At 64.7% G+C, this 26,223-nt stretch carries 26 protein-coding genes; 13 read left to right on the forward strand and 13 right to left on the reverse strand.

The window, feature by feature from the left end:
- Nucleotides 1-47 precede the first annotated feature (47 nt).
- The 6 genes from ACOJCM_RS12605 to ACOJCM_RS12630 form a co-directional block, all read right to left on the reverse strand.
- On the reverse strand, nucleotides 48-821 hold the full coding sequence (locus ACOJCM_RS12605; protein WP_445212395.1) for a transporter substrate-binding domain-containing protein: 774 nt from the start codon (nucleotides 819-821) through the stop codon (nucleotides 48-50).
- 351 nt (nucleotides 822-1,172) lie between these two features.
- A complete protein-coding gene (locus ACOJCM_RS12610; protein WP_445212396.1) occupies nucleotides 1,173-1,940 on the reverse strand; it encodes a transporter substrate-binding domain-containing protein in 768 nt (255 codons plus the stop codon).
- Nucleotides 1,941-2,062: 122 nt separating this feature from the next.
- Nucleotides 2,063-2,800, reverse strand: coding sequence for an ABC transporter permease (locus ACOJCM_RS12615; protein WP_445212397.1), 738 nt, complete (start codon nucleotides 2,798-2,800; stop codon nucleotides 2,063-2,065).
- A 1-nt stretch (nucleotide 2,801) separates the two neighbouring features.
- Nucleotides 2,802-3,503, reverse strand: a complete 702-nt coding sequence (locus ACOJCM_RS12620; protein ID WP_445212398.1) for an ABC transporter permease — start codon at nucleotides 3,501-3,503, stop codon at nucleotides 2,802-2,804.
- Between the two features lie 10 nt (nucleotides 3,504-3,513).
- Nucleotides 3,514-4,284 carry an ABC transporter ATP-binding protein gene (locus tag ACOJCM_RS12625; RefSeq protein WP_445212399.1) on the reverse strand — a complete coding sequence of 257 codons (771 nt, stop codon included), beginning with the start codon at nucleotides 4,282-4,284 and terminating at the stop codon, nucleotides 3,514-3,516.
- Between the two features lie 242 nt (nucleotides 4,285-4,526).
- On the reverse strand, nucleotides 4,527-5,513 hold the full coding sequence (locus ACOJCM_RS12630; protein ID WP_445212400.1) for a succinylglutamate desuccinylase: 987 nt from the start codon (nucleotides 5,511-5,513) through the stop codon (nucleotides 4,527-4,529).
- 196 nt (nucleotides 5,514-5,709) lie between these two features.
- On the opposite strand from ACOJCM_RS12630, the gene ACOJCM_RS12635 reads away from it, so the two are divergent.
- Nucleotides 5,710-6,612, forward strand: a complete 903-nt coding sequence (locus tag ACOJCM_RS12635; RefSeq protein WP_445212401.1) for a class I SAM-dependent methyltransferase — start codon at nucleotides 5,710-5,712, stop codon at nucleotides 6,610-6,612.
- 114 nt (nucleotides 6,613-6,726) lie between these two features.
- Nucleotides 6,727-7,323 carry an NAD(P)H:quinone oxidoreductase gene (gene wrbA, locus ACOJCM_RS12640; protein WP_445212402.1) on the forward strand — a complete coding sequence of 199 codons (597 nt, stop codon included), beginning with the start codon at nucleotides 6,727-6,729 and terminating at the stop codon, nucleotides 7,321-7,323.
- A 148-nt stretch (nucleotides 7,324-7,471) separates the two neighbouring features.
- On the opposite strand, the gene ACOJCM_RS12645 is transcribed toward wrbA, so the two are convergent.
- On the reverse strand, nucleotides 7,472-8,305 hold the full coding sequence (locus tag ACOJCM_RS12645) for a PRC-barrel domain-containing protein (protein WP_445212403.1): 834 nt from the start codon (nucleotides 8,303-8,305) through the stop codon (nucleotides 7,472-7,474).
- 368 nt (nucleotides 8,306-8,673) lie between these two features.
- Between ACOJCM_RS12645 and ACOJCM_RS12650 the strand changes: the two genes are divergently transcribed.
- Entirely contained in the window at nucleotides 8,674-9,345 is a 672-nt protein-coding gene (locus ACOJCM_RS12650) for a GNAT family N-acetyltransferase (RefSeq protein ID WP_445212404.1), read from the forward strand.
- 428 nt (nucleotides 9,346-9,773) lie between these two features.
- Here ACOJCM_RS12650 and ACOJCM_RS12655 read toward each other — a convergent pair whose 3' ends face one another.
- On the reverse strand, nucleotides 9,774-10,847 hold the full coding sequence (locus ACOJCM_RS12655) for a tartrate dehydrogenase (protein WP_445212405.1): 1,074 nt from the start codon (nucleotides 10,845-10,847) through the stop codon (nucleotides 9,774-9,776).
- A gap of 18 nt (nucleotides 10,848-10,865) precedes the next feature.
- The gene (locus tag ACOJCM_RS12660) at nucleotides 10,866-11,750 is read right to left on the reverse strand and encodes an alpha/beta fold hydrolase (protein WP_445212406.1); all 885 of its coding nucleotides are present in this window, start codon (nucleotides 11,748-11,750) and stop codon (nucleotides 10,866-10,868) included.
- Between the two features lie 102 nt (nucleotides 11,751-11,852).
- Here ACOJCM_RS12660 and ACOJCM_RS12665 point away from each other — a divergent pair, with 102 nt between their 5' ends.
- Entirely contained in the window at nucleotides 11,853-12,854 is a 1,002-nt protein-coding gene (locus tag ACOJCM_RS12665; RefSeq protein WP_445212467.1) for a LysR family transcriptional regulator, read from the forward strand.
- Here the strand turns inward: ACOJCM_RS12665 and ACOJCM_RS12670 are convergent.
- The 3 genes from ACOJCM_RS12670 to ACOJCM_RS12680 all read right to left on the reverse strand — a co-directional run bounded on the left by ACOJCM_RS12670 (nucleotide 12,814) and on the right by ACOJCM_RS12680 (nucleotide 15,791).
- The gene (locus ACOJCM_RS12670; RefSeq protein WP_445212407.1) at nucleotides 12,814-13,497 is read right to left on the reverse strand and encodes a TVP38/TMEM64 family protein; all 684 of its coding nucleotides are present in this window, start codon (nucleotides 13,495-13,497) and stop codon (nucleotides 12,814-12,816) included. The two genes, ACOJCM_RS12665 and ACOJCM_RS12670, sit on opposite strands and share 41 nt — an antisense overlap.
- A gap of 98 nt (nucleotides 13,498-13,595) precedes the next feature.
- On the reverse strand, nucleotides 13,596-14,549 hold the full coding sequence (locus ACOJCM_RS12675) for an ABC transporter substrate-binding protein (protein WP_445212408.1): 954 nt from the start codon (nucleotides 14,547-14,549) through the stop codon (nucleotides 13,596-13,598).
- Between the two features lie 69 nt (nucleotides 14,550-14,618).
- Nucleotides 14,619-15,791 (reverse strand): TauD/TfdA family dioxygenase, encoded by a 1,173-nt coding sequence (locus ACOJCM_RS12680; RefSeq protein ID WP_445212409.1) that lies wholly within the window; start codon nucleotides 15,789-15,791, stop codon nucleotides 14,619-14,621.
- Nucleotides 15,792-15,918: 127 nt separating this feature from the next.
- Between ACOJCM_RS12680 and ACOJCM_RS12685 the strand changes: the two genes are divergently transcribed.
- Entirely contained in the window at nucleotides 15,919-16,782 is an 864-nt protein-coding gene (locus ACOJCM_RS12685; RefSeq protein ID WP_445212410.1) for a LysR substrate-binding domain-containing protein, read from the forward strand.
- 3 nt (nucleotides 16,783-16,785) lie between these two features.
- Here the strand turns inward: ACOJCM_RS12685 and ACOJCM_RS12690 are convergent, their stop codons facing one another.
- Entirely contained in the window at nucleotides 16,786-17,817 is a 1,032-nt protein-coding gene (locus ACOJCM_RS12690; protein ID WP_445212411.1) for a LacI family DNA-binding transcriptional regulator, read from the reverse strand.
- A 127-nt stretch (nucleotides 17,818-17,944) separates the two neighbouring features.
- Here ACOJCM_RS12690 and ltnD point away from each other — a divergent pair, with 127 nt between their 5' ends.
- From ltnD to ACOJCM_RS12730, 8 genes are all read left to right on the forward strand, one after another.
- On the forward strand, nucleotides 17,945-18,874 hold the full coding sequence (gene ltnD / locus ACOJCM_RS12695) for an L-threonate dehydrogenase (RefSeq protein ID WP_445212412.1): 930 nt from the start codon (nucleotides 17,945-17,947) through the stop codon (nucleotides 18,872-18,874).
- Between the two features lie 97 nt (nucleotides 18,875-18,971).
- Entirely contained in the window at nucleotides 18,972-19,766 is a 795-nt protein-coding gene (gene otnI / locus ACOJCM_RS12700; protein ID WP_445212413.1) for a 2-oxo-tetronate isomerase, read from the forward strand.
- Nucleotides 19,767-19,834: 68 nt separating this feature from the next.
- A complete protein-coding gene (gene denD, locus ACOJCM_RS12705) occupies nucleotides 19,835-20,797 on the forward strand; it encodes a D-erythronate dehydrogenase (RefSeq protein WP_445212414.1) in 963 nt (320 codons plus the stop codon).
- Nucleotides 20,798-20,861: 64 nt separating this feature from the next.
- Nucleotides 20,862-21,857: a TRAP transporter substrate-binding protein gene (locus ACOJCM_RS12710; protein WP_445212415.1), complete on the forward strand. Its 996-nt coding sequence runs from the start codon at nucleotides 20,862-20,864 to the stop codon at nucleotides 21,855-21,857.
- Nucleotides 21,858-21,932: 75 nt separating this feature from the next.
- Nucleotides 21,933-22,520, forward strand: coding sequence for a TRAP transporter small permease (locus tag ACOJCM_RS12715; protein WP_445212416.1), 588 nt, complete (start codon nucleotides 21,933-21,935; stop codon nucleotides 22,518-22,520).
- Nucleotides 22,517-23,791 carry a TRAP transporter large permease gene (locus tag ACOJCM_RS12720; protein WP_445212417.1) on the forward strand — a complete coding sequence of 425 codons (1,275 nt, stop codon included), beginning with the start codon at nucleotides 22,517-22,519 and terminating at the stop codon, nucleotides 23,789-23,791. Before ACOJCM_RS12715 ends, ACOJCM_RS12720 begins: the two co-directional genes overlap by 4 nt.
- Nucleotides 23,792-23,834: 43 nt before the next feature.
- Nucleotides 23,835-25,295, forward strand: a complete 1,461-nt coding sequence (locus ACOJCM_RS12725; protein WP_445212418.1) for an aldehyde dehydrogenase family protein — start codon at nucleotides 23,835-23,837, stop codon at nucleotides 25,293-25,295.
- A gap of 46 nt (nucleotides 25,296-25,341) precedes the next feature.
- The gene (locus tag ACOJCM_RS12730; protein WP_445212419.1) at nucleotides 25,342-26,223 is read left to right on the forward strand and encodes an NAD(P)-dependent oxidoreductase; all 882 of its coding nucleotides are present in this window, start codon (nucleotides 25,342-25,344) and stop codon (nucleotides 26,221-26,223) included.

Here is a 26,223-nt window from a genome sequence, read left to right on the forward strand (position 1 = left end):
GGTGAACGCCGGCGCGTGCCGGCGTTCGCGGGTTGGCGCAAGCCGCGTTACAGTTTGATATCGTAGTTGAAGTACTTCTCCATCAGCGCGTCGTAGGTGCCGTCCTCCTTGAGCGCGGCCAGGGCCTCGTTGAAGCGCTCGGCGAGTTCGCGGTCGCGCTTGCGGAAGGCGACGCCCACGCCCTGGCCGAAGATGTGTTGGGGTTCCTTGATGAAGCCGCTGATACGCTGGAAGTCGCTGGCGCCGGTGTCGATGGCGATACTCGACTCGGCAACGGGGTAGTCCATGAAGGTGAGGTCGAGGCGCCCGGCACGCAAGTCGGTGACCACGTCGTCGGCGCTGGTATAGCGGCGGATCTCCAGCACGTCGCCATAAAGCTCGCTGACGTAGTTATCCTGCAAGGTGGCGCGCTGCACGCCGACCACCAGGCCTTTGAGGCTGTCGCGGTCCTCGACGTCGATGTCTCGGTCGTTGGCAGTAATCCAGACGCTCGGCGTGGTGTAGTAGGGCTCGGAGAAGAGCACCTGCTGGGCTCGCTCCTCGTTGATCGACATCGACGACATGATGGCGTCGTACTTCCGCGCCAGCAGGCCGAGAATGATGCCGTCCCAGTCCTGCTCGACCCAGGTGCAGTTCGCTTCGAGGTAGTCGCATACGGCGTCGCCCAGCTCGATCTCGAAGCCGGTCAGCTCGCCGTCCGGCGTACGGTACATGAAGGGCTCGTAGGGCACGTCGACGCCGAGGCGTATCTCATTATCGTCGCGGGCCTGAGCGACACCGGTGAACAGGCTGGCGGCCAGGAGCAGTTGGATAGGACGCATGAGTCTTCCTCCCGGGAAGGCATTGTTTTGATGTGTAGCGGTGTGGCTACGGATTCGCCGCGCTTGGGCGGCAACGGGTCATGCAGTCACGGCAAGGGCCGTGAAGCATCGGCTGGCACGAATGTGCCGATACGGCCGGGGTGGCCGCAGGAAGGACTTATTCGTCGAACCATTCGCTGAGGTAGAAGCTGTCGAAGAAACAGCGATAGGCCTCGAGCGCTTGGTGAAGAAGGAGAGGTGCGGAATCGATCATGGGCGGTGCCTGATGCGATACGATAAGCAGACTTTCGGTCAGCTTGGTCCGGGCTGTCAAGCCCTCCCCGGCGCCGCCGGGGAGGGCGAACGCTGCGTTTACTCTTCTTCGAAGTAGCGGGCGTAGATCTCGTCGTAGGTGCCATCTTCCTTCAGCGTTGCCAGGGCCTCGTTGAAGCGCTCGGCCAAGGCTTCGTCGCGCGGACGGAAGGCGATGCCGAAACCGTCGCCGAAGTACTCCTTGGGCTCGGTGATGGTTTCACCGACGACCCTGTACTCGCGCTCGTCGCTGTCGAGCAGGGTGGACTTGCCCACCGGGAAGTCGAGGAAGACGATGTCGAGACGCTCGGCTTCCATGTCCAGCACCATGTCGTCGGCGGTGGAGTAGCGGCTGATGTCGGCCACGTCGCCGTACATGTCGGTGACGTAGTTGTCCTGCAGGGTGCCGCGCTGCACGCCGATGGTCTTGCCCTCGAGCGCTTCGTTGCTGGGCTCGTCGATGTCGGTACCTTCCGGCGCGAACCAGGCCGAAGGCGGCGTGATGTACGGGTCTGAAAAGAGCACGGTCTCGCGACGCTCGTCGTTGATGGTCATCGACGACATGATGGCGTCGTACTTGCGTGACAGCAGGCCAGGGATGATGCCGTCCCACTCCTGCTCGATCCATTCGCAGGTGATACCGATTTCCTCGCACATGGCGTTGCCCAGCTCGATGTCGAAACCGGTCAGCTCGCCTTCGGGCGTGCGGTACTCCATCGGCTCGTAGGGGACATCGACGCCGAAGCGCACGTGGTCGTAGTCGCGGGCCTGGGCAGTACCGGCGGCGATCGCCAGGCCCAGCAGGGATACAGTCAACACTCTTTTCATCGTTCGTTTCCCTTTGTTGTCGTTCGTGCACCGTTGAGGTGACGTCGCGCCTGAATTTAGCGCAGCCACGCCGGGGCCGAAAGCCCCCGGACGCGGTTTTTCCAACGCCTGTTTGACGTTGATCATCCGCTGGCGTTCAGTGGCTTGAGATGGGCCAGCAGTCTTTTCTCCAGGTAACGGAAGAGATAGAGGATGGCGAAGGTCAGACACAGGTAGATCAACGCAGCGAAGATGAAGGCCTCGAAGGGCGCGTAATAGCGCGCATAGACGAAGCGCGCTGCGCCGGTGATATCCATCAGTGTGACCACGCTGGCAATGGCACTGGCGTGTAGCATGAAGATCACCTCGTTGCCGTAGGCCGGCAGAGCGCGGCGGAAGGCGCTGGGCAGGATGATGCGTCGCATCGTCAGTGCCTGCGACATGCCGTAGGCCCGTGCCGCCTCGATCTCGCCGCGCGAGGTGGCCTTGATCGCACCGTGGAAGATCTCGGTGGTATAGGCGGCGGTATTGAGCGTGAAGGCGATCAGTGCCGGATAGAACGCCTCCTTCAGGAGAGGCCACAGGAAGCTCTCCTGGATGCCGTCCACGAACACCACGCCGTAGTAGATGATGTAGAGCTGGACCAGCAGCGGCGTGCCGCGAAACACGTAGGTGTAGAAGTAGACCGGCAGCTTGATCCAGCGATGCTTTGAGCCGCGCAGGATCGCCAGCGGTACCGCCAGAATCAGCCCGATCAGCAGCGACAGGAAAACCAGTTGGGTAGTGGTCACGAGCCCGTCCCAGTAGTAGGCCAGCGTCTGGGGCGTGAAGATGACGTTGCCTTCCAGCAGGGCGGCGAGCCATTGATTCAATTGGTCCATGTCAATGCTCCCCGAAGCCGACGTTGTAGCGCTTCTGCAGGCGGGCGAAGATCCACTCCGACACGCTGGCGATCAGCAGGTAGATGACCGCCACGGGAATCAGGAAAGTGAACGGCTCGTGGGTGGCACGAGAGGCCTCGGCGGCGACGCGCACCATGTCGGTGAGACCGATCACCGAGACCAGTGCGGTGGTCTTGAGCAGCACCATCCAGTTGTTGGACAGCCCCGGCAGCGCGTGGCGCATCATCAGCGGGAAGCGGATGCGGCGGAACACCAGCCACGAACCCATGCCGTAAGCCTTGGCCGCCTCGATCTGGCCATGGTCCACCGCCATGAAAGCGCCGCGGAAGGTCTCGCCCATGTAGGCGCCGAAGATGAAGCCGATGGTGATCACGCCGGCGACGAAGGCATTGAGGTCGATGTACCAGTCGACGCCGAAGCGGTCGTAGAGCTTGTCGGTGAGCAGGTTGAGCCCCATCTGGCCGCCGAAGAACAGCAGCATCATCAGCACCAGGTCGGGCACGCCGCGAATCAGCGTGGTGTAGAGCGTGGCCGTACGATGCAGCAGCCAGCTGCGCGACATCTTGGCGCTGGCGGTCAGCAGGCCGAGCAGGACGGCCAGAATCAGCGACAGCACTGCCAACTGAATCGTGACCCCGGCGCCTTCCAGCAGGCGCGGGCCGTAGCCATGTAGATCGAGCATGGTCTCTCCCTCAGTACTTCGGCGCCAGGAACTGCTTGAGACGCGGCGAGGTGGGATTGACCAGCACGTCCTGGGGCGGCCCGGCTTCCTCGATCACCCCTTGGTGCAGGTAGATGACCTGGCTCGAGACGTCGCGGGCGAAGCCCATCTCGTGGGTCACCACGACCATGGTACGGCCCTCTTCGGCCAGGTCGCGCATGACCTTGAGTACGTCGCCCACGAGCTCCGGGTCGAGTGCCGAGGTGGGCTCGTCGAACAGCATGACCTCGGGATCCATGGCCAGGGCGCGCGCGATGGCACCGCGCTGCTGCTGACCGCCCGACATCTGCGCGGGGTAGGCGTCGGCACGCTCGGTCAGGCCGACCCGCTCGAGCAGGGCGCGTGCTTTCTCGACCGCTTCCTTGCGCGGCACCCCGAGCACGTGGATCGGTGCCTCGATGATGTTCTCCAGCAGCGTCATGTGCGCCCAGAGATTGAAGCTCTGGAACACCATCGACAGCTTGGCGCGCATATTGACGACCTGTTTCCAGTCGGCGGGCTCGCGGCCGTGCCGGGTCTGCTTGAAGCGGATCTCCTCGCCGTGGACGATCAGGTCGCCCTCGTCGGGCTGCTCGAGCAGGTTCATGCAGCGCAGGAAGGTGCTCTTGCCGGAGCCGGAGGCACCGATCAGGGTAATCACGTCTCCCTTGCGGGCCTGCAGCGAGAGTCCCTTGAGGACTTCGGTATCGCCGAAGCGCTTCTTGATGTTGCGCACGTCGAGAGGAATCGGGGTATCGGCCATTGAAACGGGCTCCAGATCGGGACGAGTCGCCATCGGCGACGGGCCGGTTTAAGCGGACAGGCGCGAAAAAGGGGCGATTCTAACAGGCCCTGACGCTTTGGGCAGGACGAACTGCAGCCCGAACCATGGGACGATAGTCGATGAGCCGAGAGAGATATGGCATGAAAAGACTCCTGGTTATTGTTGTGAGGCAATATTTCTTGCTGCGCTAGCTGTTTTATAGGGTGTTTTCGTTGTTGGCCTCAGCCGGGCGGATGGTCCGGTCGCGCCAGCAGTGCGGCGCGCGCACCCAGCTCGACGGCGGCATTGGGAAATACCACGAATAGCGGTTCTTCTTCGACGATGAAGGGTCCGGCCCCGGCGTCTTCGGCCAGGCGTGAGCCGGACGCGAATTCCGTGAAATTCGGCGTGTCGTCGGCGAAGCAGAGGCGGAAGTCGTCGGAGTGGCGCATCAACTCGTGGGCGACGCGGAAGAACCGCATGCGAGCGGGGGCGTCGCCAGGTGGCTCTTGCCCGGAGAGCAGCGCCTCGAGCAGGCGCGCCATGGGCGCCAGCACCGTCAGGTCGTTGTGTCCGAAGGGCAAGGCACGCCCCAGTTCCAGGGTGAAGGCCTGGGCCTGATGGTAATGTTTCGAATAGTGGGAAAAGGTCCAGCTGTGCTGATGCTGGTGCAGCACCGCCTGGATGTCCGCCGCCGCCAGCCAGCGCCACTGTTCGGGCCGGGTGGGGGCGTCGGCGAAGGGCTCGACCACGAAACGGGGGAAGCGGCTCTCGCGAATCGCGGTGTGTAGGTCGTAGTGAAGACGCTCGCGGTTCGCGTGGCGGGCGAAGAAGTCATCGACGGCACGCATCAAGAGACGGGCGCGTTCCGGTTCCATGCCACTTTCGTGGAGGTCGCGGCGAAACAGGCGATTGAGGTTGGTGCCGACGTAGCGCTCGGAGCGCCGGATCGCCTCGAGATTGCCCAGTATCGCCAGCACGGGGGCACCGAGCGTCAGCAGGCCCGCTTCAAGACGTGCCAGGCACTCACCGAGCAGCTCGATGGGGGCGGTCTCGTTGCCATGAATGCCTACCGACAGAATGCAAGCGCGCGCATTGTCGCGGCAGGTGGTGGGCCTCAGTTCGACGATGCCTGGCGCGTGGAGGGTGTAGGTACCTCCAGGAAGTTTGCCATTGCGTGACTTGGGCGTGGCATCTTCCAGGCTGAGTTCAATCCATTCCGACAGCATGCTGTTTCCGGGCGCTGTGAGTATGATGGTGTCATCCGAGCCACCATCCTGCGGCGGGACGCATACCGCAAGCCCCAAGGTCGGGCTGGTGAAAACCCGGGTGCGATATTGAAACTGGCATGGGGATCGGGCCAGCGGGACTGCGCCATGTTCGCCCCGGCTGGCGCCGCCTTCCTCCCACGTACAGGAGCTCACCATGCCCCACGAGCGAACCGAGCCGTCACTCGGCGAATACGGCGATAAGCTCGCTGACCACTACGATGCCGCAACGGCAAGGGAAGGCAAGGCGTTGCTGCCGCGGGCGAAGGAGGCGTTCCACGCGGCGGGTTGCGACCCCGTCAACCTGACCCTCGACGACGTGGCGGGCATCGATCAACTCCATCTCGGTGGGCGAAGCGCCAGTCGCTCGCTGGCCAGGATGGCCGGATTGCAGGGCGGAGAGCGGGTGCTGGATGTCGGCTGCGGCACCGGGGGCGCCGGCCGGCTGCTGGCCGCCGAGTTCGGTTGCGAAGTGATTGGAATCGATCTCACCGCGGCCTTCGTCGAGGTCGCCGATTGGCTGAGCGGGGCCACCGGCCTGGCCGAGCGTACGCATTTCCTGTGCGCCGATGCCGCCCGCTTGCCGTTGGCTGCGAATAGCATCGATCTGGTGTGGTGTCAGCATGCCTTGATGAACATGCCGCATCTTCCTCGCGTGCTGGCCGAGTGGCAGCGCTTATTGCGACCGGAGGGTCGTGTACTGCTCCACGAAGTGGTGGCGGGGGACAATCGCGAGCCGCTGTCATTGCCCGTGCCCTGGGCTCGCAGCCACGCGACCAGCCATCTGCGCGACCGTGAACAGCTGCTGCGGGCCATGGCCCTCGCCGGCTTCGAGCCGTTTGCGGTGGAGGACGTCACCGAAGCGGCACTGGCCTGGCGAAAGGAGCGCAGCCGGCGCGAGTGTCGCGCCGGGGAAAAGCGGCAGGTGACGCCTCCGCTGCCAGGGCCAGGGCTGATCTTCGGGGCGGAATTCGCGCAGATGGGACGCAACCTGCGTGACAACCTCGCCGCCGGCAAGGTTCGGGTGCTTCAGGGGGGGTGGCGGCGAGTGCAACGATAAAGTCGAAACGCCTGGACGAAATGCTTCGCTTTTCTTCATCGCGTTCCTTTCTATGCTGTAGACACTCACCGGATCTGCCCGGTGTTTGCAAGGCAACCAGAAAGGAGGCGCAAAATGACCAAGGTACTCGTGCTTTATCACTCCATGTATGGCCATATCGACACCATGGCCAAGGCCGTGGCGGAAGGGGTTCGCCAGGTAGAAGGTGTCGAAGCCGAAGTGAAGCACGTACCCGAGACCATGGACCCCGAGGCCTATGCCAAGGCGGGCGGCAAGACCTTCGACACGCCCGAGGCAAAGCTCCAGGAGCTGGCGGATTACGATGCGGTGATCTTCGGGACGCCGACCCGCTACGGCAACATGACCGGGCAGATGCGTACTTTCCTCGACCAGACGGGAAGCCTGTGGGCCAAGGGCGCCCTACGCGGCAAGGTGGGCAGCGTGTTTACCTCGACCGGTACCGGAGGCGGCAACGAAACCACCATTCTCACCTCCTGGACCACCCTGGCGCATCACGGCATGTTGATCCTGCCCATCGGCTACGGGCTCGAATCCCAATTCGATATTTCCAGCGTGCAGGGCGGCTCGCCCTATGGCGCTTCGACGCTTGCGGGACCCGATGGATCGCGTCAGCCCACCGAGCATGAACTGGAGCTTGCACGCATGCAGGGGCGTAGCGTCGCTGAAGTCGCGGCTAAGCTCGCTAACTGATGACCTAGGTTGGCCGGCGCATACGGCTGTGTGCTGTGCCGGCATCGTACCGGTCCGGTTTCGATCCGGCAAAAAGAAGGCGCGGCCATTGCCGCGCCTTGCTCATTCAGACCCTAGTGGATCTTGGCTCCGGAAGAGTCTGGTTCTATCAGTTCGCGCTCTGATTGATTTCGTTCAAGCGCTCGTCACCGTCCAGCTCTTCATAGTTGTCGCCGTCAAGCTCGTTGGCGGCCCGCTCGCCGCTCTGCGACTGAAGGACGACTTCGTCTTCGGAGCGGATTTCCAAGTTCTCGATCGGATAGGCCATCTCATCCTCGCCGAAGCCGAGGAAACCGCCTTCCGTCACGACCACATAGGTTTCGTTGCTCTCGGTGTCACGCACCACGCGGTCGATGTCGCCGAGGTCTTCGCCGTCCTGGTTGACGAGATTACGCTCTTCCAGTTCGCTAACCTGGATGCCTTGCTGCTGGGCGTCCTGGTCGGCCTGGTCCTGGCTCTGCTCATCTTCAAGCATGCCTTCTTCGTCGCGCTCGTCAGCCTGTTGCTGCTCGGCGTCACCTTCTTCGTCGGTACGCAGCTCGGCCTCCGCCTCTTCGGCGGGCTCGACCTCGACGTCGGGCTCACCCGTTTCCTCGACGGTAACGTTGGGCTCGGCCTGCTCCACTTCGACGTTGGGATCCTCCTGCTCGATGGTGACCTCAGGCGGATTCTGTTCAACGGTCACATCGGGTGGCTCCTGCTCGACCTGAACATCGGCGGGTTCTTGGTCGACGTTTACATCCGCGGCCTCTTCCTCAACCTGAATTTCAGTCTGATCCTGATCCTGGGCTGCGTCCTGGCTATTGATGTCATCGTTCTGAACGCTCTCCTCGGAGGCCTGCTGCTGATCGCTCAGCTGAGCATCCTCGTCCTGGGCGAGAGCGCCATGGGTCAACCCGGTACTCAAGGCACCCACTGCAATGGCGATTGCTGTCCTTTTCATGCCTTTCCTCCTTTTCATTGCGCTTTGCCCTCGTGGGCTTGCAACCTTCAGGCTAGTCGAGGAATCGGCTCTTCTGGCGCGCTCTTACGAGAAATCAACCAAAACCAATCAAAAGTTTACCTAGGGTCTCCTTCGGGCACTCTCGGTGCGTATCGTCATAATCACCGGCCCGACCCTTCTGGAACGGCTTTCGCCGGTCTGGGGCGTGCTGCGGTTCGTGGATGCTCATCCTGTCGGCCACGATGCGGCCCGGGCAACGTGGTGCTGGATCCTGGGTTCTGATGCCGAGTGCCTGAGAAGCAAGTTGGCATGGAGGATTTGTGCGTAGGCTTAAGACACGTCCCGCTTTTTCCAGAGGCATACTGGGTATGTCCCTCACCGGGCATCGTATTTTTTTCCTCTTCATGGTGATTAAAAAAACCCCGAGGCAACGCTTCGTGATCAATGTAACAATGTGGGTCACAAAGGTTCGGTTTGTTAACGCGGCAGAGGGGTGGCCGATGCACGCTAATCAGAATGCGAGGAGAAGATGGAAGGCGAGAGTCCTCGCTCCCTACGAGGTGGCGAATTATGTGGCTGACATTCGTCAGCTCGCTCAAGATGAGCAGGAGCGACAAGCAGGCGAATTGTTAAAGGGGGTCGAGTTCGACAATCATCTCGACAAGATTTTGTCCAAGGCCGACTTTGCCGTGCTAGATGTTGAAGGAAAATGTTGTGGTTTCTGTGCCTTCTATACCTATGAGCCTGCCACGGAAGCGGCTTTTATCACTTTGTTCCTGGTGACGCCGGATGTTAGAAGAAGCGGCATGGCACGTGGCGTGCTCGAAGCCGTGGCAGGCGCGGCACTTCAGTGTGGCTTGCGTTATCTTAAGCTGCGCGTTCGTCAGGATAACGTCCCTGCCATCCGCTTTTATCAGGGGCAAGGTTTTCGCTTCGTCAAGCGTTATGGAAAAGACATTGAGATGTCGCTCGAGATGACGGCATTAGATGGCCCCAATATAACAAAGAGCAGCAATGCGAGTTTGGCATTGAATTCATGAAAAAATAAAATCGGAGCTGTGCGCTTAGTGACGTAGGGAGAGGTTAATGAAGCGGTAGAGCACAATCGATGAGTTCGATGATGAAATCAAAGTGAAGGGCACCTTTTTCGCCGAGGGGTTCAGTCCGCGCTTCGGTGGCGGTTTTTCCTTTTAGTACCGAGGCGGGCGCCGACATGCTTTCCGCTCGGATTGCCTGGGTGCGTGGAGAAGAACCTCCCCGTGATTGGGCGGCCATTCGTACCGGGGAGCTCGGCAGTGAGTGCGATCGTCTCGTTCAAGTCAGCTTTACGGGGAGTCGTACAAGACGCGAGGGTGCAGGTAAGGAAGCGCTACCGAGGATGACCTTGCCCGGTGCGGTTGGCCTGGAAACCTGGCGCTTGCCCTCGGTAGCGCGAGGGCAAGCGAGTGGCCAATGGGCCAGGGCTGTGTCAGCCGGCGATGCGTTCGGCGATGGTGCGCCCCAGGCTCTCGGTGTTACCGGTGCCGCCGATGTCCGGGGTGAGCACGCTCTTGTCGCCCGCTTCGAGTACCGACTCGAAGGCGTCGACGATCGCCTGGCCGGCCTTCTTGTGGCCCAGGTGCTCCAGCATCATGGCCCCGGACCAGATCTGGCCGATGGGGTTGGCGATGCCCTTGCCGGCGATATCCGGGGCGCTGCCGTGTACCGGTTCGAACAGGCTGGGGAATTTCCCCTCGGGGTTGATGTTGGCCGATGGCGCCACGCCGATGGTGCCGGTGCAGGCCGGGCCCAGGTCGGAGAGGATATCGCCGAACAGGTTGCTGGCCACCACCACGTCGAACCAGTCCGGATGCATGACGAAGTTGGCCGTGAGAATGTCGATGTGGAACTTGTCGACATTCACCTCCGGATAATGCTCCGCCATGGCCGCGACCCGCTCGTCCCACCATGGCATGGTGATGGCGATGCCATTCGACTTGGTGGCCGAGGTGAGTTTCTTCCGCGGACGGCTCTGGGCCAGGTCGAAGGCGAACTTGAGCACTCGTTCGGTTCCGTAGCGGGTCATCACCGTTTCCTGGATCACCACTTCGCGCTCGGTGCCCTCGAACATCTTGCCGCCGACGCTGGAGTACTCGCCCTCGGTGTTCTCGCGCACCACGTAGAAATCGATGTCGCCGGGCTTGCGGTCGGCCAACGGGCTTCTGACGCCCGGCAGCAGCTTGCACGGACGCAGGTTGATGTACTGGTCGAACTGGCGGCGGAACTGCAGCAGCGATCCCCACAGCGAGATATGGTCCGGCACCGTGTCGGGCCAACCGACCGCGCCGTAGAAGATCGCGTCGAAATCCTTGAGCTGGTCGAACCAGTCGTCCGGCATCATCTTGCCGTGCTTCTCGTAGTAATCGCAGCAGGCGAAGTCGAAGTGCTCGAAGGCGAGTTCGATGTCGAAGCGCCTGGCGGCGGCTTCCAGGGCGCGTAGCCCTTCCGGTACGACTTCGTTGCCGATGCCGTCGCCGGGGATGACGGCGATGCGATGGGTCATGGTCGCTTCCTCGGTGGGTCAGTCTTGAGTTGTCATGAAACGAAAGAGGCGGTCGCGCAACGCGTCCGGCGCCTCCTCGGGGATGTAGTGACCGCAGGGCAGGGCCTCCCCCTCGACCCGTTCGGCCACGGCACGCCACTCCGCCAGCGGGTCGAAGCAGCGCTCGATGACGCCGTACTCGCCCCACAACACGCTGACGGGGCAGGCGATGCACCGGCCCGCCTCGCGGTCGGCACAGTCGTGCTCCAGGTCGATGCCGTTGCTGGCGCGATAGTCCTCGCACAGGGCGTGGGCTGCGCCGGGCTGGGCCAGGCAGCGCTGGTACTCGGCGATGGCCGCCGGGTCGAAGGCGTCGAGCCCGGCGTGACGGCCGCCCATGGTGCGGGTGATGTAGGCTTCGGGCGAGGCTTCGATCAGGGTTTCCGGCAGCGGTGCGGGCTGGATCAGAAAGAACCAGTGAAAGTAGGCGGTGGCAAAGGTGCGATCGGTCTGCTCGTACATGGCCAGCGTCGGCGCGATGTCGAGCAGCATCAGTCTTTCCACGGCCTCGGGATGGTCCATGACCAGGCGATGGGCGACGCGACCGCCACGGTCGTGGCCGCAGAGGAAGAAGCGCTCGAACCCCAGTTCGCGCATCACCGCGACTTGATCGGCGGCCATGGCGCGCTTGCTGTAGTTGGCGTGATCGGGCTCGCCCGGCGGTTTCGACGAGTCGCCGTAGCCGCGCAAGTCGGTAGCCACCACGGTGAAGTGACCGGCCAGCGCGTCGGCCAGGCGATGCCAGATCACGTGGGTCTGGGGATGGCCGTGCAGCAACAATAACGGTGGCCCCGACCCGCCGATGCGGCCGTGTATGTGAATGTCGCCATGGGCAATGTCGAACGTGCGGAATCCCTCGAACATGGGTCATCCTCCGTACCTGGACAGTTCCCAGTCTAGCCCTTGGCTTTGTGGGGATAATCGGGCTGAATGGAAAGACATTATTGAATTGGAGTGAAGAGTGCCGTGGCCCAGCTCGACGACCTGGTCTTCTTCCAGCAACTGGCCCGTGCCGGGAGCCTGACGGCCACGGCGCGTGAGCTGGGCCTTTCGCTGTCGGCGGTGAGCAAGCGACTCAAGCAGCTCGAGGCACGCCTGGGCGTGGAGCTGGCCAGCCGCACCACGCGGCGCTTGGCACTGACCGCCGAGGGCGAGCGCTATCTGGAGCGGGGCGCGGTCATCCTCGAGGAACTTGCCGAGCTGGAGGAGGCGCTGGGTGAGCAACAGGCGGCACTATCGGGCCCGCTCCGGGTCAATGCCACCTTCGGTTTCGGCCGTCGCCATGTGGCGCCACTGCTGTCGGCGTTCTGCTCTCGCCATCCCGGCATCGAGGCCGTACTGGAGCTCTCCAACTATCCGTTGAGCCTGGGCGAGCAGGGCTTCGATATAGGCGTGCGTGTGGGCGAGCCGCCTGATTCACGCCTGGTGGCCCGGTGTATCCTCCCCAACCGCCGGGTATTGTGCGCCTCGCCCGACTACGTGGCGGGCATGGCGGCGCTCGCCGTACCGGCTGACCTGGCCGCTCACCCTTGCCTGGTGTTGCGTGAGAACGAAAGCGACTACGCCGTCTGGCGCCTGTGCCGTCGAGACGGCAGCGCGACCGAGCAGGCGGTGAAGGTCGGCGGTCCGTTGACCAGCAACGACGGCGAGGCGATCGTGCAGTGGGCCCTCGATGGTCATGGGATCGTGCTGCGCTCCTGGTGGGACATTCACCGGCACCTGAAGAGCGGTCGCCTGGTCGAGCTGCTGCCCGAGTGGCAGGGCGTACGCGCCGACTTTCATGCCGTCTACCAGCAGCGACGCCACGTGCCGGCACGCCTTCGCGCCTTCGTCGCCTATCTTGAGCAGGAGATGCCCCGGCGGGTCCCGGCGCCCCGGCTTTCCCACGGGCGAAGGGTGGCTGCCGACGAGACGTGGGAGCAAGCCATCAAGCCCGGCGCTTCCGGCGCCGGTCGGCGTAACGCTTGAGGCCGTAGAGCAGGGCGATGCCGGCGGCAATGCCGCCCCCCGCCCAGGCCAGCTCATGGCGGTCCTCGGCGGTCAGCAGCGTGCCGAGCTGGCTACCGAGCAAGATGATTCCCGCGAGGCCGGGTGTTACGCCGATCAGGGTTCCCAGCATGTAGTCGCGGAAACGGATGCGCATGGCGCCGGCCATCATGTTGGTCAGCGTGAAAGGCGCCAGTGGCAGCAGGCTGAACAGCGTCATGGTGCTGATGCCGCGCCCCGCCAGATAGCGTGACAGGCCTTGAAGGCGGGTGCCGCCATATCGCAGCAGGGCGTCGCGCCCCAGCCGGCGCCCTAGCCAGTAGGTGACGACCGAGCCGGCGAGGGTTCCGATGAGGGAGTAGACGAAGCCCCAGACGGGGCCGAACAGCAGCCCCGCCAGCACGACCAGGACGCTAAGCGGAAACAGGGTCAGCGAAGCCACCAGATAGGCCGCCACGACCACCGCACCCGCCCAAGGCGCGTCGCGCCAGGTCAGTGAGCCCTGCATCAGTGCGAACAGGGTAGTGGCGTCGAACAGGTCGCGTGCGGCGAGCCATCGCCACAGCATCCCGAGAGCCACCAGGCAGGCAATGGCGAGCAGTAGCAGGGCGATCTTTCGCGACATAGACGTGTTCCGAGGTCCAACGAAGCTACAGCATAGAACAAAGCGCCCGGTGGCCGTGGGGCCACCGGGCGCTTTTCCTGTCGGTGTCATGCTGGCGTTCAGAGCGCCATTTCGCTCCTGACGGCCTCCCAGCCGGGCTCGCCGTCACGGCTGGTGACGCCTTCGAGCATCGCCTCTACCCGCTCGGCGTTGTCGCGAATCCATTCTTCGGCGACCGCCTCGGCGTCGCGCTCCTCACGCCCGAACTCCTGGATCATCCAGCTTTGCTCTTCCGAGGCGAAGGTGAACTGCTCGAAGAAGGTCGCCAGCTCGGGATGTGCCTCGGCGAAGTCGCTGCGCATCAGCGTCAGCACGTCGCTCTCGCCGTTGTTCTCGCCGAACAGGTTCTCGGGGTCGTCGAGGTAGCGCATCGGCATCTCGAGGTTCATCCAATGCGGCGTCCAGCCGACCCAGACGATGGCCTCCTCGCGAGAGATGGCGTCGCGCACGGCGCTGAGCATGCCCACTTCACTGGTATCCACCAGGCGCCAGTCGCCGAGCCCCCAGACATCCTCGTCGATGGCCTCCTCGAGGATCTCGCTAGCCGCCGAGCCGGCGCCGAAACCGTGGATGCGGCCCTCGAAGAGCTCGCGGTTTTCATCCAGGTCGGCGAAGCTCTGGATTCCCTGCTCGTAGGTGTATACCGGCACCGCCAGGGTCATCTGCGCCCCGTCGACGTTGTTGGCCACGTTGACGATGGTGCCACTTTCCTGGCGTGGCTCGTACATTTCCCGCTGGGCCGGCATCCAGCCGCCGAGAAAGACGTCGATATCGCCGCTGTCGAGCCCCTGGTAGATCACCTGCAGGCCGAGTTCATGACTGGCGGTCTCGTAGCCCAGCGGCGCGAGCAGCTGTTCGGCGATGGCGGTCTTCACGGTAATGCCCGGCCAGGCCGGAACGCCGAAGTCGAGCGTTGCGTCATCGGCTTGGGCACTCAGGGCAAGCCCCAGGCTCAGCGGCAGGGCAAGGGTGACAAGCGCCGGGCGGGCATGGACGTTCAGGGGGAATGTCATGGAACAATTCTCCTTATCGTAGGGGCCGGCATCGTTATGGTTATGGCCGGCGGGCATGAAGCGGCGAGGTCAGGAATGGCGCGCCAGCACGCGCAGGCGCGACTCCAGCATGTCGCGATCGAGATAGGTGCCTTGCAGGTGGCGGGATCCCGTATTGGGGTCGAACGCGCGACGGCCGTGCAGTACACGACGGTTGTCGAAGGCGACCATCTGGCCCGGTGCCAGGCTGAACTCGATCTGGTGGCGTGGGTCGTGCAGCAACTGCCAGAAGTGGCGGTAAGCGGCATACCAGGGTGCGATCTCCTGTTCGGGCAGGCGCAGGGTGTCGCGAATCCAGTTATTGAAGCGAACCTCCACTACGTTGCCGTTGCTGTCGCAGCCGAGAATGGGAGCCGTCAGACCGATGTCCTGCTCCTCGTCCTGGAAACGAAAATCGATCGGCGTCTCGCTGAGGCGTCGGAAGGCCTCGGGCGACTGCTCGCGCAGCGTCTCGGCCACCTGGAGGCCGTCGGCGAACAGCGATTCGCCGCCCGAGGCACCGTTCTCCAGGCAATAGAGCAGCTGGATATCCGGCGGCTGGCGCCAGTTCGGCAGGTCGGTGTGCAATGCCAGGCCGATCGGCGTGAAGGCAGCATTGTTGGGATTGGGCTTGGAGCGCACGTCGAAGCGTGCCCCGAAGTTGGTCGAGCGCAACGGCCCGATGCGCTGGGCGAGGCGGCTCACTTCCTCATCGGCCAAGGGACCTTCGTCGAGCAGTACCAGGCCGTCGCGCAGCAGCGCCGTGATCCAGGCGCGCTCTCCCTGGCGGCTGGCGATAAAGTCGGCATGACGGATGCGTTCCGGCCGGAAGCCGTCGCGCCAGGGGAGACGCTGCGGCAGGGTGATGGTCTCCCGCTTGCCGGGGCGGCGCTGATGCAGCCAGCCGCTGGCATAATGGCTCTGATGGCCATCCTGCCACTCGAGCCACAGCTGGCCTTCGACGATGTCGGCTCGGGCAGCGGCAGGGGTAGGATCGAGAGGAACATGGAGGCGTTCGCGGATCTGGGGGTGGCGGCAATCGGTGCAGGCGCAGTGATCGCGCAGCCACACCAGCGGGAACGCGGTGCGACTGCCATCCTGCCAGGCCAGGCACAGCCGGGCGCCTTCGAGCCGGGCCTCGATCAGCGTCGGCCCGGTGGAATAGGGCGTCAGTTCGAACATATCGGGGCGCACGTCGGTGGCATCGCGAACGTCGGCGGTCATCAGGCCTCCTGTCCAGAGTCGAGGATCGATGGGTCTTGAGCAGGTAAGAGGATGACGACTGGTCCTGCGGGTGACAAACGATTAATCTGGCCCCTATGACCCAGCTAGGCTTATACCAGGCTTTCCCATGAGCCCCCTTCCTCCGCTACTGTGGCTTCAGGCCTTCGAGGCTGCCGCCCGCACCCTTAGCTTCACCGCCGCCGGCCGCGAGCTGGGCGTGACTCAGGCGGCCATCAGCCAGCGCATACGCCTGCTCGAGGATCGCCTGGGACAAAAGCTCTTCGTGCGCCATGCGCGCAGCCTTTCGCTGACGCCGGCCGGCCAGGCATGGCTGCCCAGCATTCACGACGGGTTTGCGCGTATCGGCGAGGGCACGCAGGAAGTGTTCGGCCATGCACCGGAGCGACCGGTGACACTGCGCACCACGCCGGTGATGCAGCAGGGCTGGCTGGCGCCGCGCCTGCCGGACTTCCACCGTGCCCATCCCGATATTGCCGTGCGACTGGTCAGCGCCATCTGGAACGACGACTTCGGCCCCGAGGGGGCGGACATCGAGTTGCGCTATGGTCGTGGCGAATGGAGCGGCGTGGAAGCCGTATCGCTGGGGCCGGAAGTCATGCTCCCGGCCTGCACCCCGGCGCTCGCAGAGGCGCTGCACGAGCCCGGTGATCTGGCGGGGCAGACATTGCTGCATGCGGTGGGTTTTGCCGTCGGCTGGCCGACCTGGCTGGAGCAGGCCGGGGTGGCCGGTCTCGACCGGCACTGTCCGGCCATTACTTGCGACAATCAGGTGATGACACTCGCCCTGGCGAGCCAGGGTGGTGGTGTGGCGCTCACCCACCGTCGTCTTCTGGAAAACCGCGACGACCTGGTGACGCCTTTCGCACTGGAGGCCGCCAGTGAGGAAAGCTTCTGGCTGGTGCGCCAGAGCCGTCGGCAGCGGCGCGAGGAGGCGATCCTGTTGTGGGAGTGGCTGGTGGCGAGGCGCTGACCTTCAAGTGCTTTCCCCCACCAGCAGTTCGAAGCCGACATCGTGCTGAAGTGCCTGGGGCCGTTGGCCCTCGAGGCGACGTATCACCTCGGATGCCGCGAGCTGGCCCATCTGCTGGCGCGGGGATCGTATGGTGGTCAGCCGCGGCGTCACGTGCTGGCCGAGGGGTAGTCCATTGAATCCGGCGATGGCCAAGTCCTGCGGTACGTGCAGGCCGAGTCGCTGGGCATGCAGTAGCGCTCCGGTGGCCAGGTCGTCGTTGGCGAAGTGAATCGCACTGACGCCGGGGTGATCGGCCAGGGCCTGCTCGAGCCCTGCGGCACCGGCGTCCAGGCTGCCGAACCGATCCAGTTCCAGCACCGGGGCTTCGAAACCGGCCCGCTCGATCACCTCGCGATGGCCACCGTAGCGCATCCCTGCACGGTAATCGCTGCCCATTCGCGCAGCGACGAAGAGTATCCGCCGGTGGCCACGTTCGAGCAGATGGCGGGCCATGCAGCGGCCGGCTTCGGTGTGGTCCAGCCCGACGTTGAGGTCGATCGCCTCGCCCAACTCCATGACTTCCACGATCGGCTTGTCCCAATTGGCGAGCAGGGTGCGGCAGGCATCGTGATGGCGCAACCCGGCGGTTACCAGCGCCGAGCAGGACCAGCCGAGAAAGGTGCGCACCAACTGGTATTCGCGCTCGGTGTCGTAGTCGGTGTTGCCCAGCAGGATCTGGTAGCCCTGTGACTCGAAGGTTTCCTGAAGTCCCTGAATCACCTCGATGAACACGGCGTTGGCAAGCGAAGGCACGATGACGGCGATGAACCGCGAACGAGCCGAAGCCAGGCTTCCGGCGACCAGGTTGGGCACGTAGCCGAGCTGCTCTACCGCATCGAGCACCCGCGCGCGGGTGCGTTCATTGACCCGTTCGGGATGGTTCAGCGCGCGCGAAGCCGTGATGGCCGAGACGCCGGCAGCGCGCGCCACTTCCCGGAGCGTAGGCAGCTCCGAACGGCGGCGTCGGCGTGCCGATGGGGCTTCGTTAGACATTGGTCGTATCCTCCTGGCGCCATCTTGCTGGGCTCCACTAAGTCATCTACAACCATGTTAGCGCTAACATGTTAGCGCTAACATAAAAACGCGACAGCCAGGCCGCAAGGGCGGCAGGGGGTATCCGGTGAGCGACAGCACGACAGCGCCGCGAGTGGGCGTCATCGGCCTGGGAGCAATGGGCCTTGGCATCGCTACCGCACTGCATGAGCGCGGCCTGGCGGTTGTGGGGTGCGATGTGGCCGAAGCGGCCCGGCATGCCTTTGCACTCGCCGGTGGGCGCTGTGTCGCCAACCTCGCTGCGCTGGCGGCGGAGTGCGACGTGGTGCTGGTGGTGGTAGTCAACGCCCTGCAGGTCGACCAGGTGCTGTTTGGCGAGCAGGGACTCATCGATGCGATGGCGCCGGGCGGGCTGGTGATCCAGTGCGCCACGGTGGCGCCGAGCCTGGCCGAACGGCTGGGTAGGCGCCTGGCCGAGCGTGGCGTCGCCATGCTCGATGCGCCGATCAGCGGTGGGGCGGTAAAGGCGCGGGAGGGGCAGCTCTCGGTCATGGCCTCGGGCAGCGGGGCGGCTTTTGACAAGGCCGGCCCGGTGCTCGACGCCATGGCCGCCACCGTCCATCGCCTGGGTGAGGCACCGGGCGTCGGCTCGAGCATGAAGCTGGTCAACCAGTTGCTCGCCGGAGTGCATATCGCGGCGGCGGCGGAGGCCATGGCCTTGGGCATCCGCATGGGGCTGGAGCCGCGCGGCGTCTATGAGGTCATCACCCGCTCCGCCGGCAACTCCTGGATGTTCGAGAACCGCGTGCCGCATATCCTCGACGGCGACTACACGCCGCTCTCGGCGGTCGACATCTTCGTCAAGGATCTCAATATCGTGCACGAGACCGGCCGCGAGCTGGCCATGCCCACGCCAATCGCCGCCAGCGCCCTGCAACAGTTCACCGCCGCCAAGGGTGCCGGCTTCGGCCGGGAGGACGACGCAGCGGTGATCAAGGTCTACCAGAGGCTCGCCGGTATTGCCTTGCCTGAGGCGGCCAACGACGCAGGCCAGTGAGCATGGCGATGGTGTCCGGAGCCATGGGCAACAACTTCATCGGCGTCGCCGATCCGGTCAACGAATCGACGAGAGAAGAAACCATGAGACACGAGCCATGATTCGACTGGCTGCCAACCTTTCCATGCTCTTCACCGAGCACGATTTCCTTGCGCGCATCGAGGCGGCGGCGGCGGCGGGTTTTCGCGGCGTGGAGTACCTGTTCCCCTACGACCATGACGCGCAGGTGCTGGCAACGGCGCTGCGCCAGGCCGGCGTCGAGCAGGTGCTGTTCAACCTGCCGCCGGGCGACTGGGCGTCAGGCGAGCGTGGCCTGGCCAGCCTGCCCGGACGCGAAGCCGAGTTTCGTGACAGCGTGATCGAAGGGCTGCGCTATGCCGAGGCGCTCGATTGTCCCCGTGTGCACGCCATGGCCGGACTGCTGCCGGTGAACGCTGACGCCGCTACGCTGGCGGATCACCGCGCGACCTACGTGGCCAATCTGCGTTTTGCTGCCGCCGAGGCGGCCAAGGTGGGCCGCCAGGTGCTGATCGAGCCGATCAATACCCGCGACATGCCGGGCTTCTTTCTCTCGCGCCAGGACCAGGCCATGGCGGTGCTCGAGGAGGTCGGGGCCGGCAATCTCAGGCTGCAGTTCGACCTCTATCACTGCCAGGTGATGGAGGGCGACCTGATTCGTCACCTGGAGCGCCAGTTCACCGCCATTGCCCATATCCAGATTGCCGGGGTTCCGGAGCGCCACGAGCCGGATACCGGCGAAGTGCATTATCCCGCCCTCTTCGCGCGGCTCGAACGGTTGGGCTACACGGGCTGGATCGGCTGCGAGTATCGCCCGGCGGCAGGCACCCGTGAGGGGCTGGGCTGGGGGCGTGACTTCGGACTCTCGACCTGAGCGGACAAGGTGCCGATGGCAGACGACAATAACAACGACGATAACGACAACAACGAGGCACGAATCCTATGCATATCGCCATTACCGGCGCTGCCGGTTTTCTCGGCCAGCGCCTTGTCGCCCGCTTGCTGGAGCGGGGCGAGCTCAGGGGGCGGGCCATCCGTCGACTGACGCTGGTGGACCAGATCGAGGCGCCGCTGCCGGCAAGCGGCGAGGTCGAGACGGTGCGGCTGGCACTGGATATCGCCGAACCCGATGCACTCGACGCCGTGCTCGATGCACGCCCCCAGGTGATCTATCACCTCGCCGCGGTGGTCAGTTCCGCCGCCGAAGCCGATCTGGATCTGGGCATGGAGATCAACTTCGACGCGACCCGGGCGCTGCTCGACGGTTGCCGTGAGCGGGGGCTGGCCGCCACCCGCCTGGTGATGGCCAGTTCGGTGGCGGCCTACGGCGGCGAGCTGCCCGCCGTGCTCGATGACATGACCGCGTTGCAGCCGCAAAACTCCTACGGCACCCAGAAAGCCATGTGCGAGCTGTTGATCAACGATTACAGCCGCCGTGGCCTGATCGACGGCTGTGTGCTGCGCCTGCCGACCGTCATCGTTCGCCCGGGGCGCCCCAACGCCGCCGCGTCGAGCTTCGCCTCCAGCATCCTGCGCGAGCCGCTGAACGATGAGGAGACCGTTTGCCCCGTGCCCACCGAGCTGGCCCTGTTCGTGATGTCGCCAGGCAAGGTGATCGAGGCGCTGGTGCATGGGGCCGAGGTGCCGGGCGAGGCACTCGCGCCGTTTCGCGCCTTCATGTTGCCCGGCATCACCGTCAGCGTGGCCGAGATGCTGGAAACCTTGCGCCAGGTGGCGGGAGACGAGGCGCTGGCGCGAGTGCGCCATGAGCGCGACCCGCAGGTCGAGTCGATCGTCGCCAGTTGGCCGGCCCGCTTCGATACGCGCCGTGCGCGGGCGCTGGGCTTCACCGGCGACCGTAGCCTGCGGAATATCGTCGAAGCGTTCATCGAGGAGAGTCGATGAGGTAACCCAGGGCGACCGCAGCGTCGCCGTAAACCCGGTGTTTCACGACGAAGAGGAAACAACAATGAAAACTCGGTTCGTACGCCATGCTCTCACCGTTGCCATCGGCGGGGTAACTGCCGCACTGATCGGCACTACCCAGGCGGCCCAGGAGGTCAGTCTGGGGCATACGCTCTCTTCTACTTCCCACTATGCGGCGGGCGCCCAGGCTTTCAAGGAGACCCTGGAGTCGCTCAGCGACGGCGCCTTCACCGTCACCGAGTACGCTTCGGGGGCGCTGGGTGGCGAGCGGGAGATGATCGAGGGGCTGCAGATCGGTACCGTCGACATCGTCATCACCTCCACCGGCCCGCTCGGCAACTTCGTGCCGGAAACCTACGTGCTCGACCTGCCGTTCCTGTTCGAGGATTACGACCAGGCGCGCTGCGTGCTGGACAGCGAGCTTGGCGACGAGCTGCTGGAGAAAATGGGAGATCACGACCTGGTCGGCCTGGCCTGGTCGGAGAACGGCTTTCGCCACCTCACCAACAGCGAGCGCGAAGTGACCAGCCCCGCCGACGCCGAGGGGTTGCGAGTGCGCACCATGGAGAACGAGGTGCACCAGGAAGCGTTCCGCCAGTTGGGTGCGAGACCGACGCCCATGGCCTTTCCGGAGCTGTTCACGGCGCTGCAGCAGGGCACCGTGGATGGGCAGGAAAACCCCATTACCGTGATCGTCGCCACCAACTTCTGGGAAGTACAGGACCACCTTTCACTCACCGGGCACGTCTACTCGCCGGCGGTGGTGCTGGGCTCGCCGCTGCTGCTCGACGGGCTCAGCGATGAGGAGCGCGAATGGTTCCGAGAGGCTGCGCGTGCCTCGGCCGAGGCGACCCGCGCCGAAGTTTCACGGCTGGAGGAGGAGGGCGTCGCCCTGCTTCAGGAGCATGGCATGACGGTGCAGACCGACATCGACATCGGCCCGTTCCAGCAGGCCGTGGAGCCGGCCTATGAGATCTTCACCGAAGAGTACGGCAGCGAAATGCTGGAGCGGATCCAGGAGAAAGCGAGCGGCTGTTGATGGCCGCTCACCCTCGGTAGCCCCCTCCACGCCTCCGGCATTTGCCGGAGGCGTGCCGGCAGGAACCTTACGCTCATGGTGGAACTGTTGCTTCGCTTCGAATACAAGCTGACGCGCCTGGCACTGGCGATTGCCGTCGTCATGCTGGTGATATCGGTATCGTTCAGCTTCTATCAGGTGCTGACCCGGTTCGTGTTCAATGCACCCTCCACGTGGTCGGAAGTGGCGGCGCGTACGGCGATGATCTGGTGCGTCTTCATGGCCGCCGCGGCGACGTTTCGCGGCGGCTACATGATGGCCGTCGAGGCCATCTACAAGGTGGTGCCGGGTCGCCTGGTACTGCTGCTCGAAGCCGCCATCGTGCTGTGTTGCCTGCTGGTGCTGGCGGTACTGATCTACTTCGGCGTTCAGATGACCCAGCGGGTCAGCAATCAGACCATGTCGGGCATGAACGTCTCCATGGCTTATGCCTATGCCGCGATCCCGGTGGGTGCCGCTTTCGCCATGCTGGCCGTGGTGGCGCGTTTCGCAGCACAGCTCAGTGGGCGCGAGGCGGTGGGACCTGACCTCGACGAAGCCATGCCCGGCGCCGAAGCCCGGCCTCCCGAGCGTTCCCTGACCGGCGACGTCAATGACAGCGGCCACGGAGGGGCGCAGTCATGAACCTCGTCATCGGCCTGTCGCTGGTCATCCTGTTCGCCTTTGGCGTGCCTATCGCCGTGGCGATCATGTTGGCGTCGATCATCGGTATCGAGTTCTTCACCCGGCTACCGCTAATGCTGGTGCCGCAGCAGATGTTCATCGGCATCGACAAGTTCCCGCTGATGGCGATCCCGTTCTTCATTCTCGCCGGGAACCTGATGGCCGCCGGTGGCATTTCCCAGCGCCTTGTCGATCTCGCCAAGTCGATCGTCGGCGGCGTGCAGGGTGGGCTGGCGATGACCTGCGTGCTGACCTGCATGATGTTCGCCGCCGTGTCCGGCTCCAGTGTGGCGACCACCTTCGCCATCGGTGCCATCCTGATCCCGGCCATGGTGCGCCACGGCTACCCCAAGCCGCTGGCGGCGTCGATCCAGGCTTCATCGGCGGAGCTGGGCGTGCTGATCCCGCCTTCCATACCGCTGATCCTGTTCGGCGTCAGTACCGATACCTCCATCGGGCAGCTGTTCCTCGCCGGCGTCGGCCCGGGGGTGCTGATCGGCACGGCGCTGATCCTGTTCCTTTACCTGTTCTGCAAGGTGCGCGGTTACGGCCTCGAGGACCACCAGGACAGCACCAGTTTCGTGATCTCCTTCAAGCGCGCCTGGGCGGCACTATTGATGCCGGTGGTGGTGATCGGCGGCATCTATGGCGGCGTGTTCACGCCTACCGAGGCCTCGGCGGTGGCGGTGTTCTATGCCCTGCTGGTGGGCGGGCTCTATTACCGGGAGTTGAAGGCCGCCGATCTTTGGCCGATCCTGCGCCAGAGCGTGATCTCGACGGCATCGGTAATGCTGATCATTGCTGCCGCCTCGCTGTTCAGCTTCCTGATCAGCCGCACCGGCCTGCCGGGCCATGTCGCCGGCTGGGTCACCCAGGTGTTCGACAGTCCCATGACCTTCCTGCTGGCGGTTAACGTCCTGCTGCTGCTCGTCGGCATGTTCATCGAGACCTCCGCGGCGATCCTGGTGTTGGCGCCGATTCTCACGCCCATCGCCATGCAGTTCGGCGTCCATCCGGTGCACTTCGGCCTGATCATGGTGGTCAACCTGGCGCTCGGCATGATTACCCCGCCGCTGGGCGTCAATCTGTTCGCCGCCTGTGCGGTGGCTCGTATCTCGATCGACCAGATGCTGCCCTGGCTTGCCCGCTTCGTACTGGTGGTGCTCGCCTGTCTGGTGGCGATCACCTACCTGCCGTGGATCTCGATGGGACTGGTATGGCTGGTCTACTAGCGAGGCGGCGTTCGAGGAACAACGACAAAGACAAGGAGGACACATGGCCCCTCTACCGGTGACACCGCCCAGCGACGCCTTGATCGGCGGCGAGTGGGTGCCGACCCAGGCGCTGCTGGAGGTCGAGACGCCTTCCAGCGGCCAAACCATTGCCCGGATCGCCCGCTGCCAGACTGAAGAGGTGATGGTGGCGGTTGACGCTGCGCGACGCGCCTTTGCCGGACACGCGGGTGACTGGTCGCGCTGGAGCGCCCGTCGCCGCGGCGAATGGCTGCTGGGCTTCGCCGATGCGATAGAGGCCGACCACGCCAACCTGGCGGCGCTGGAATGCGCCGACACCGGCAAGCCGATGACCCAGGCGAAGGCCGACATCAACGCCTGCGCTCGCTACTTCCGCTTCTACGGTGGCGGCGCCGACAAGCTGCACGGCGAGACGATCCCCTTTGACGAAGGCTTTGCCGTACTGACCCTGCGTGAACCCTTCGGCGTCTGCGCCCAGATCATCCCCTGGAACTACCCGGCGCAGATCTTCGGCCGCTGCGTGGCTGCCGCCCTGGCGGCCGGCAACACCGTGGTGCTCAAGCCTGCCGAGGATGCCTGCCTGAGCGTGCTGCGCCTGGCCCAGCTGGCGCAGGAAAACGGCTTGCCGCCCGGCGTTCTCAACGTGGTGCCGGGGCTGGGCCGCGAGGCCGGGGCCATTCTGGCGGGGCACCCGGCGATCGACCATCTTTCGTTCACCGGCTCGCCCGAGACGGGTACGTTCGTCGCTCAGGCCGCGGCAGCGCATCACGTGCCGGTGACGCTGGAGCTGGGCGGCAAGTCGCCGCAGATCGTTTTCGCCGACGCCGACCGGGAGGCCGCCCTGGAAGCCGTGGTGCGCGGGATCGTGCAAAACGCCGGGCAGACCTGCTCGGCCGGCAGCCGACTCCTGGTAGAGGCGAGCTGCGCCGAGGCGGTGCTGGGCGAGCTGGCCGAACGCTTCTCGGCCCTGCGCTGCGACGTCGGCGAGGCGGATGCCGACTGCGGGCCGTTGATCAACGCGCGCCAGAAGGCCAAGCTCGAGGCTCGCCTGGAGGCGGCCTGCGCCGCCGGCGTGCAGATGCTGGCCTGTGGCCAACTGGCCGAGGGCGCACCGGCCGGGGGCCATTTCGTGGTGCCGCAGATTCTCAGCGGCATCCCGGCAGGCCACGACGTGCTGCGCGAGGAGCTGTTCGGCCCGGTGCTGGCGGTGCAGGTCTTTCATGACGAGACCGAGGCGCTGCGCCTGGCCAACGCCACCGACTTCGGCCTGTGCGCCGGGATCTGGACCCGCGACGGCGGTCGTCAGCTTCGCCTGGCCAAGGGCATTCGCAGTGGTCAGGTTTTCATCAATAACTACGGCGCCGGCGGTGGTATCGAGCTGCCGTTCGGTGGCGTGGGACGCTCCGGTCACGGTCGCGAGAAGGGCTTCGAGGGGCTGCGCAGCTACACGCGTCTGAAGACCGTAGCGCTGAAGCACGGATGAAAAGCGGGGTTGAAATCGCAATATGCGCGTTGACGAGGAGTAGGACATGAACGAGTTACGCAAGGTCGGCCTGGTCGGGGTCGGCCTGATGGGGCATGGCATTGCCGCCAATATTCTGCGAGGCGGACACACGCTTTGCTTTTTGGAACATCCCGGCAATCAGCCGGTGGACGACCTGCTGGCGGCGGGGGCCGTGGCCAAGGGCAGCGGACGCGAGGTGGCCGAAGCCGCCGAGATCGTGATCCTGTGCGTGACCGGTTCACCGGAGGTGGAAGCGGTACTGTTCGAACCGGGCGGCGTGCTCGAGGGGCTCGTGCCGGGTAGCGTGGTGATCGACTGCTCCACGGCGTTGCCGAGCTCCACCGAGCGCGTAGCCGAGCGAGTGGCGGCGGCGGGCGGCCGTTTCATGGACGCCGCCATGACGCGCACGCCCAAGGAGGCCGAGGCGGGGCGTCTGAACCTGATCGTCGGTGCGCCGAATGCGCTGTTCGAAGAGGTGCGACCCCTGCTGGAATGCTACGCCGAGAATATCGCTCATGCCGGGCCGGTGGGCGCGGGCCACACGCTCAAGCTACTGCACAACTTCGTCTCGCTGGGCTTCACCGCAGTATTGGCCGAAGCCGCGGCGGCCTCGCGCCGGGCCGGCATCGACGATGCGGCGCTACTCGAGGTGCTGGGCAAGGGCGGCGGCGGCGGCGTGATCCTCGAGCGCCTGCGCCCCTTCATCGAAGCCGACGATCCGTCCGGATTTCGCTTCAGCGTGGCCAATGCGCTCAAGGACATCGGCTACTACCGCACCATGACCGAGGATCTCGCCGCCGAGCATGGCGTGGCGGAAGCGGTGCTGGCGCTCTATCGGCAGGCCAGCGAGTCGGGCCATGCCGAGCGGCCGGTACCTGAGCTGGTCAGCCTGCTGGAGGGGAAATGA

It is taken from the genome of Billgrantia hypersalina (assembly GCF_052584175.1).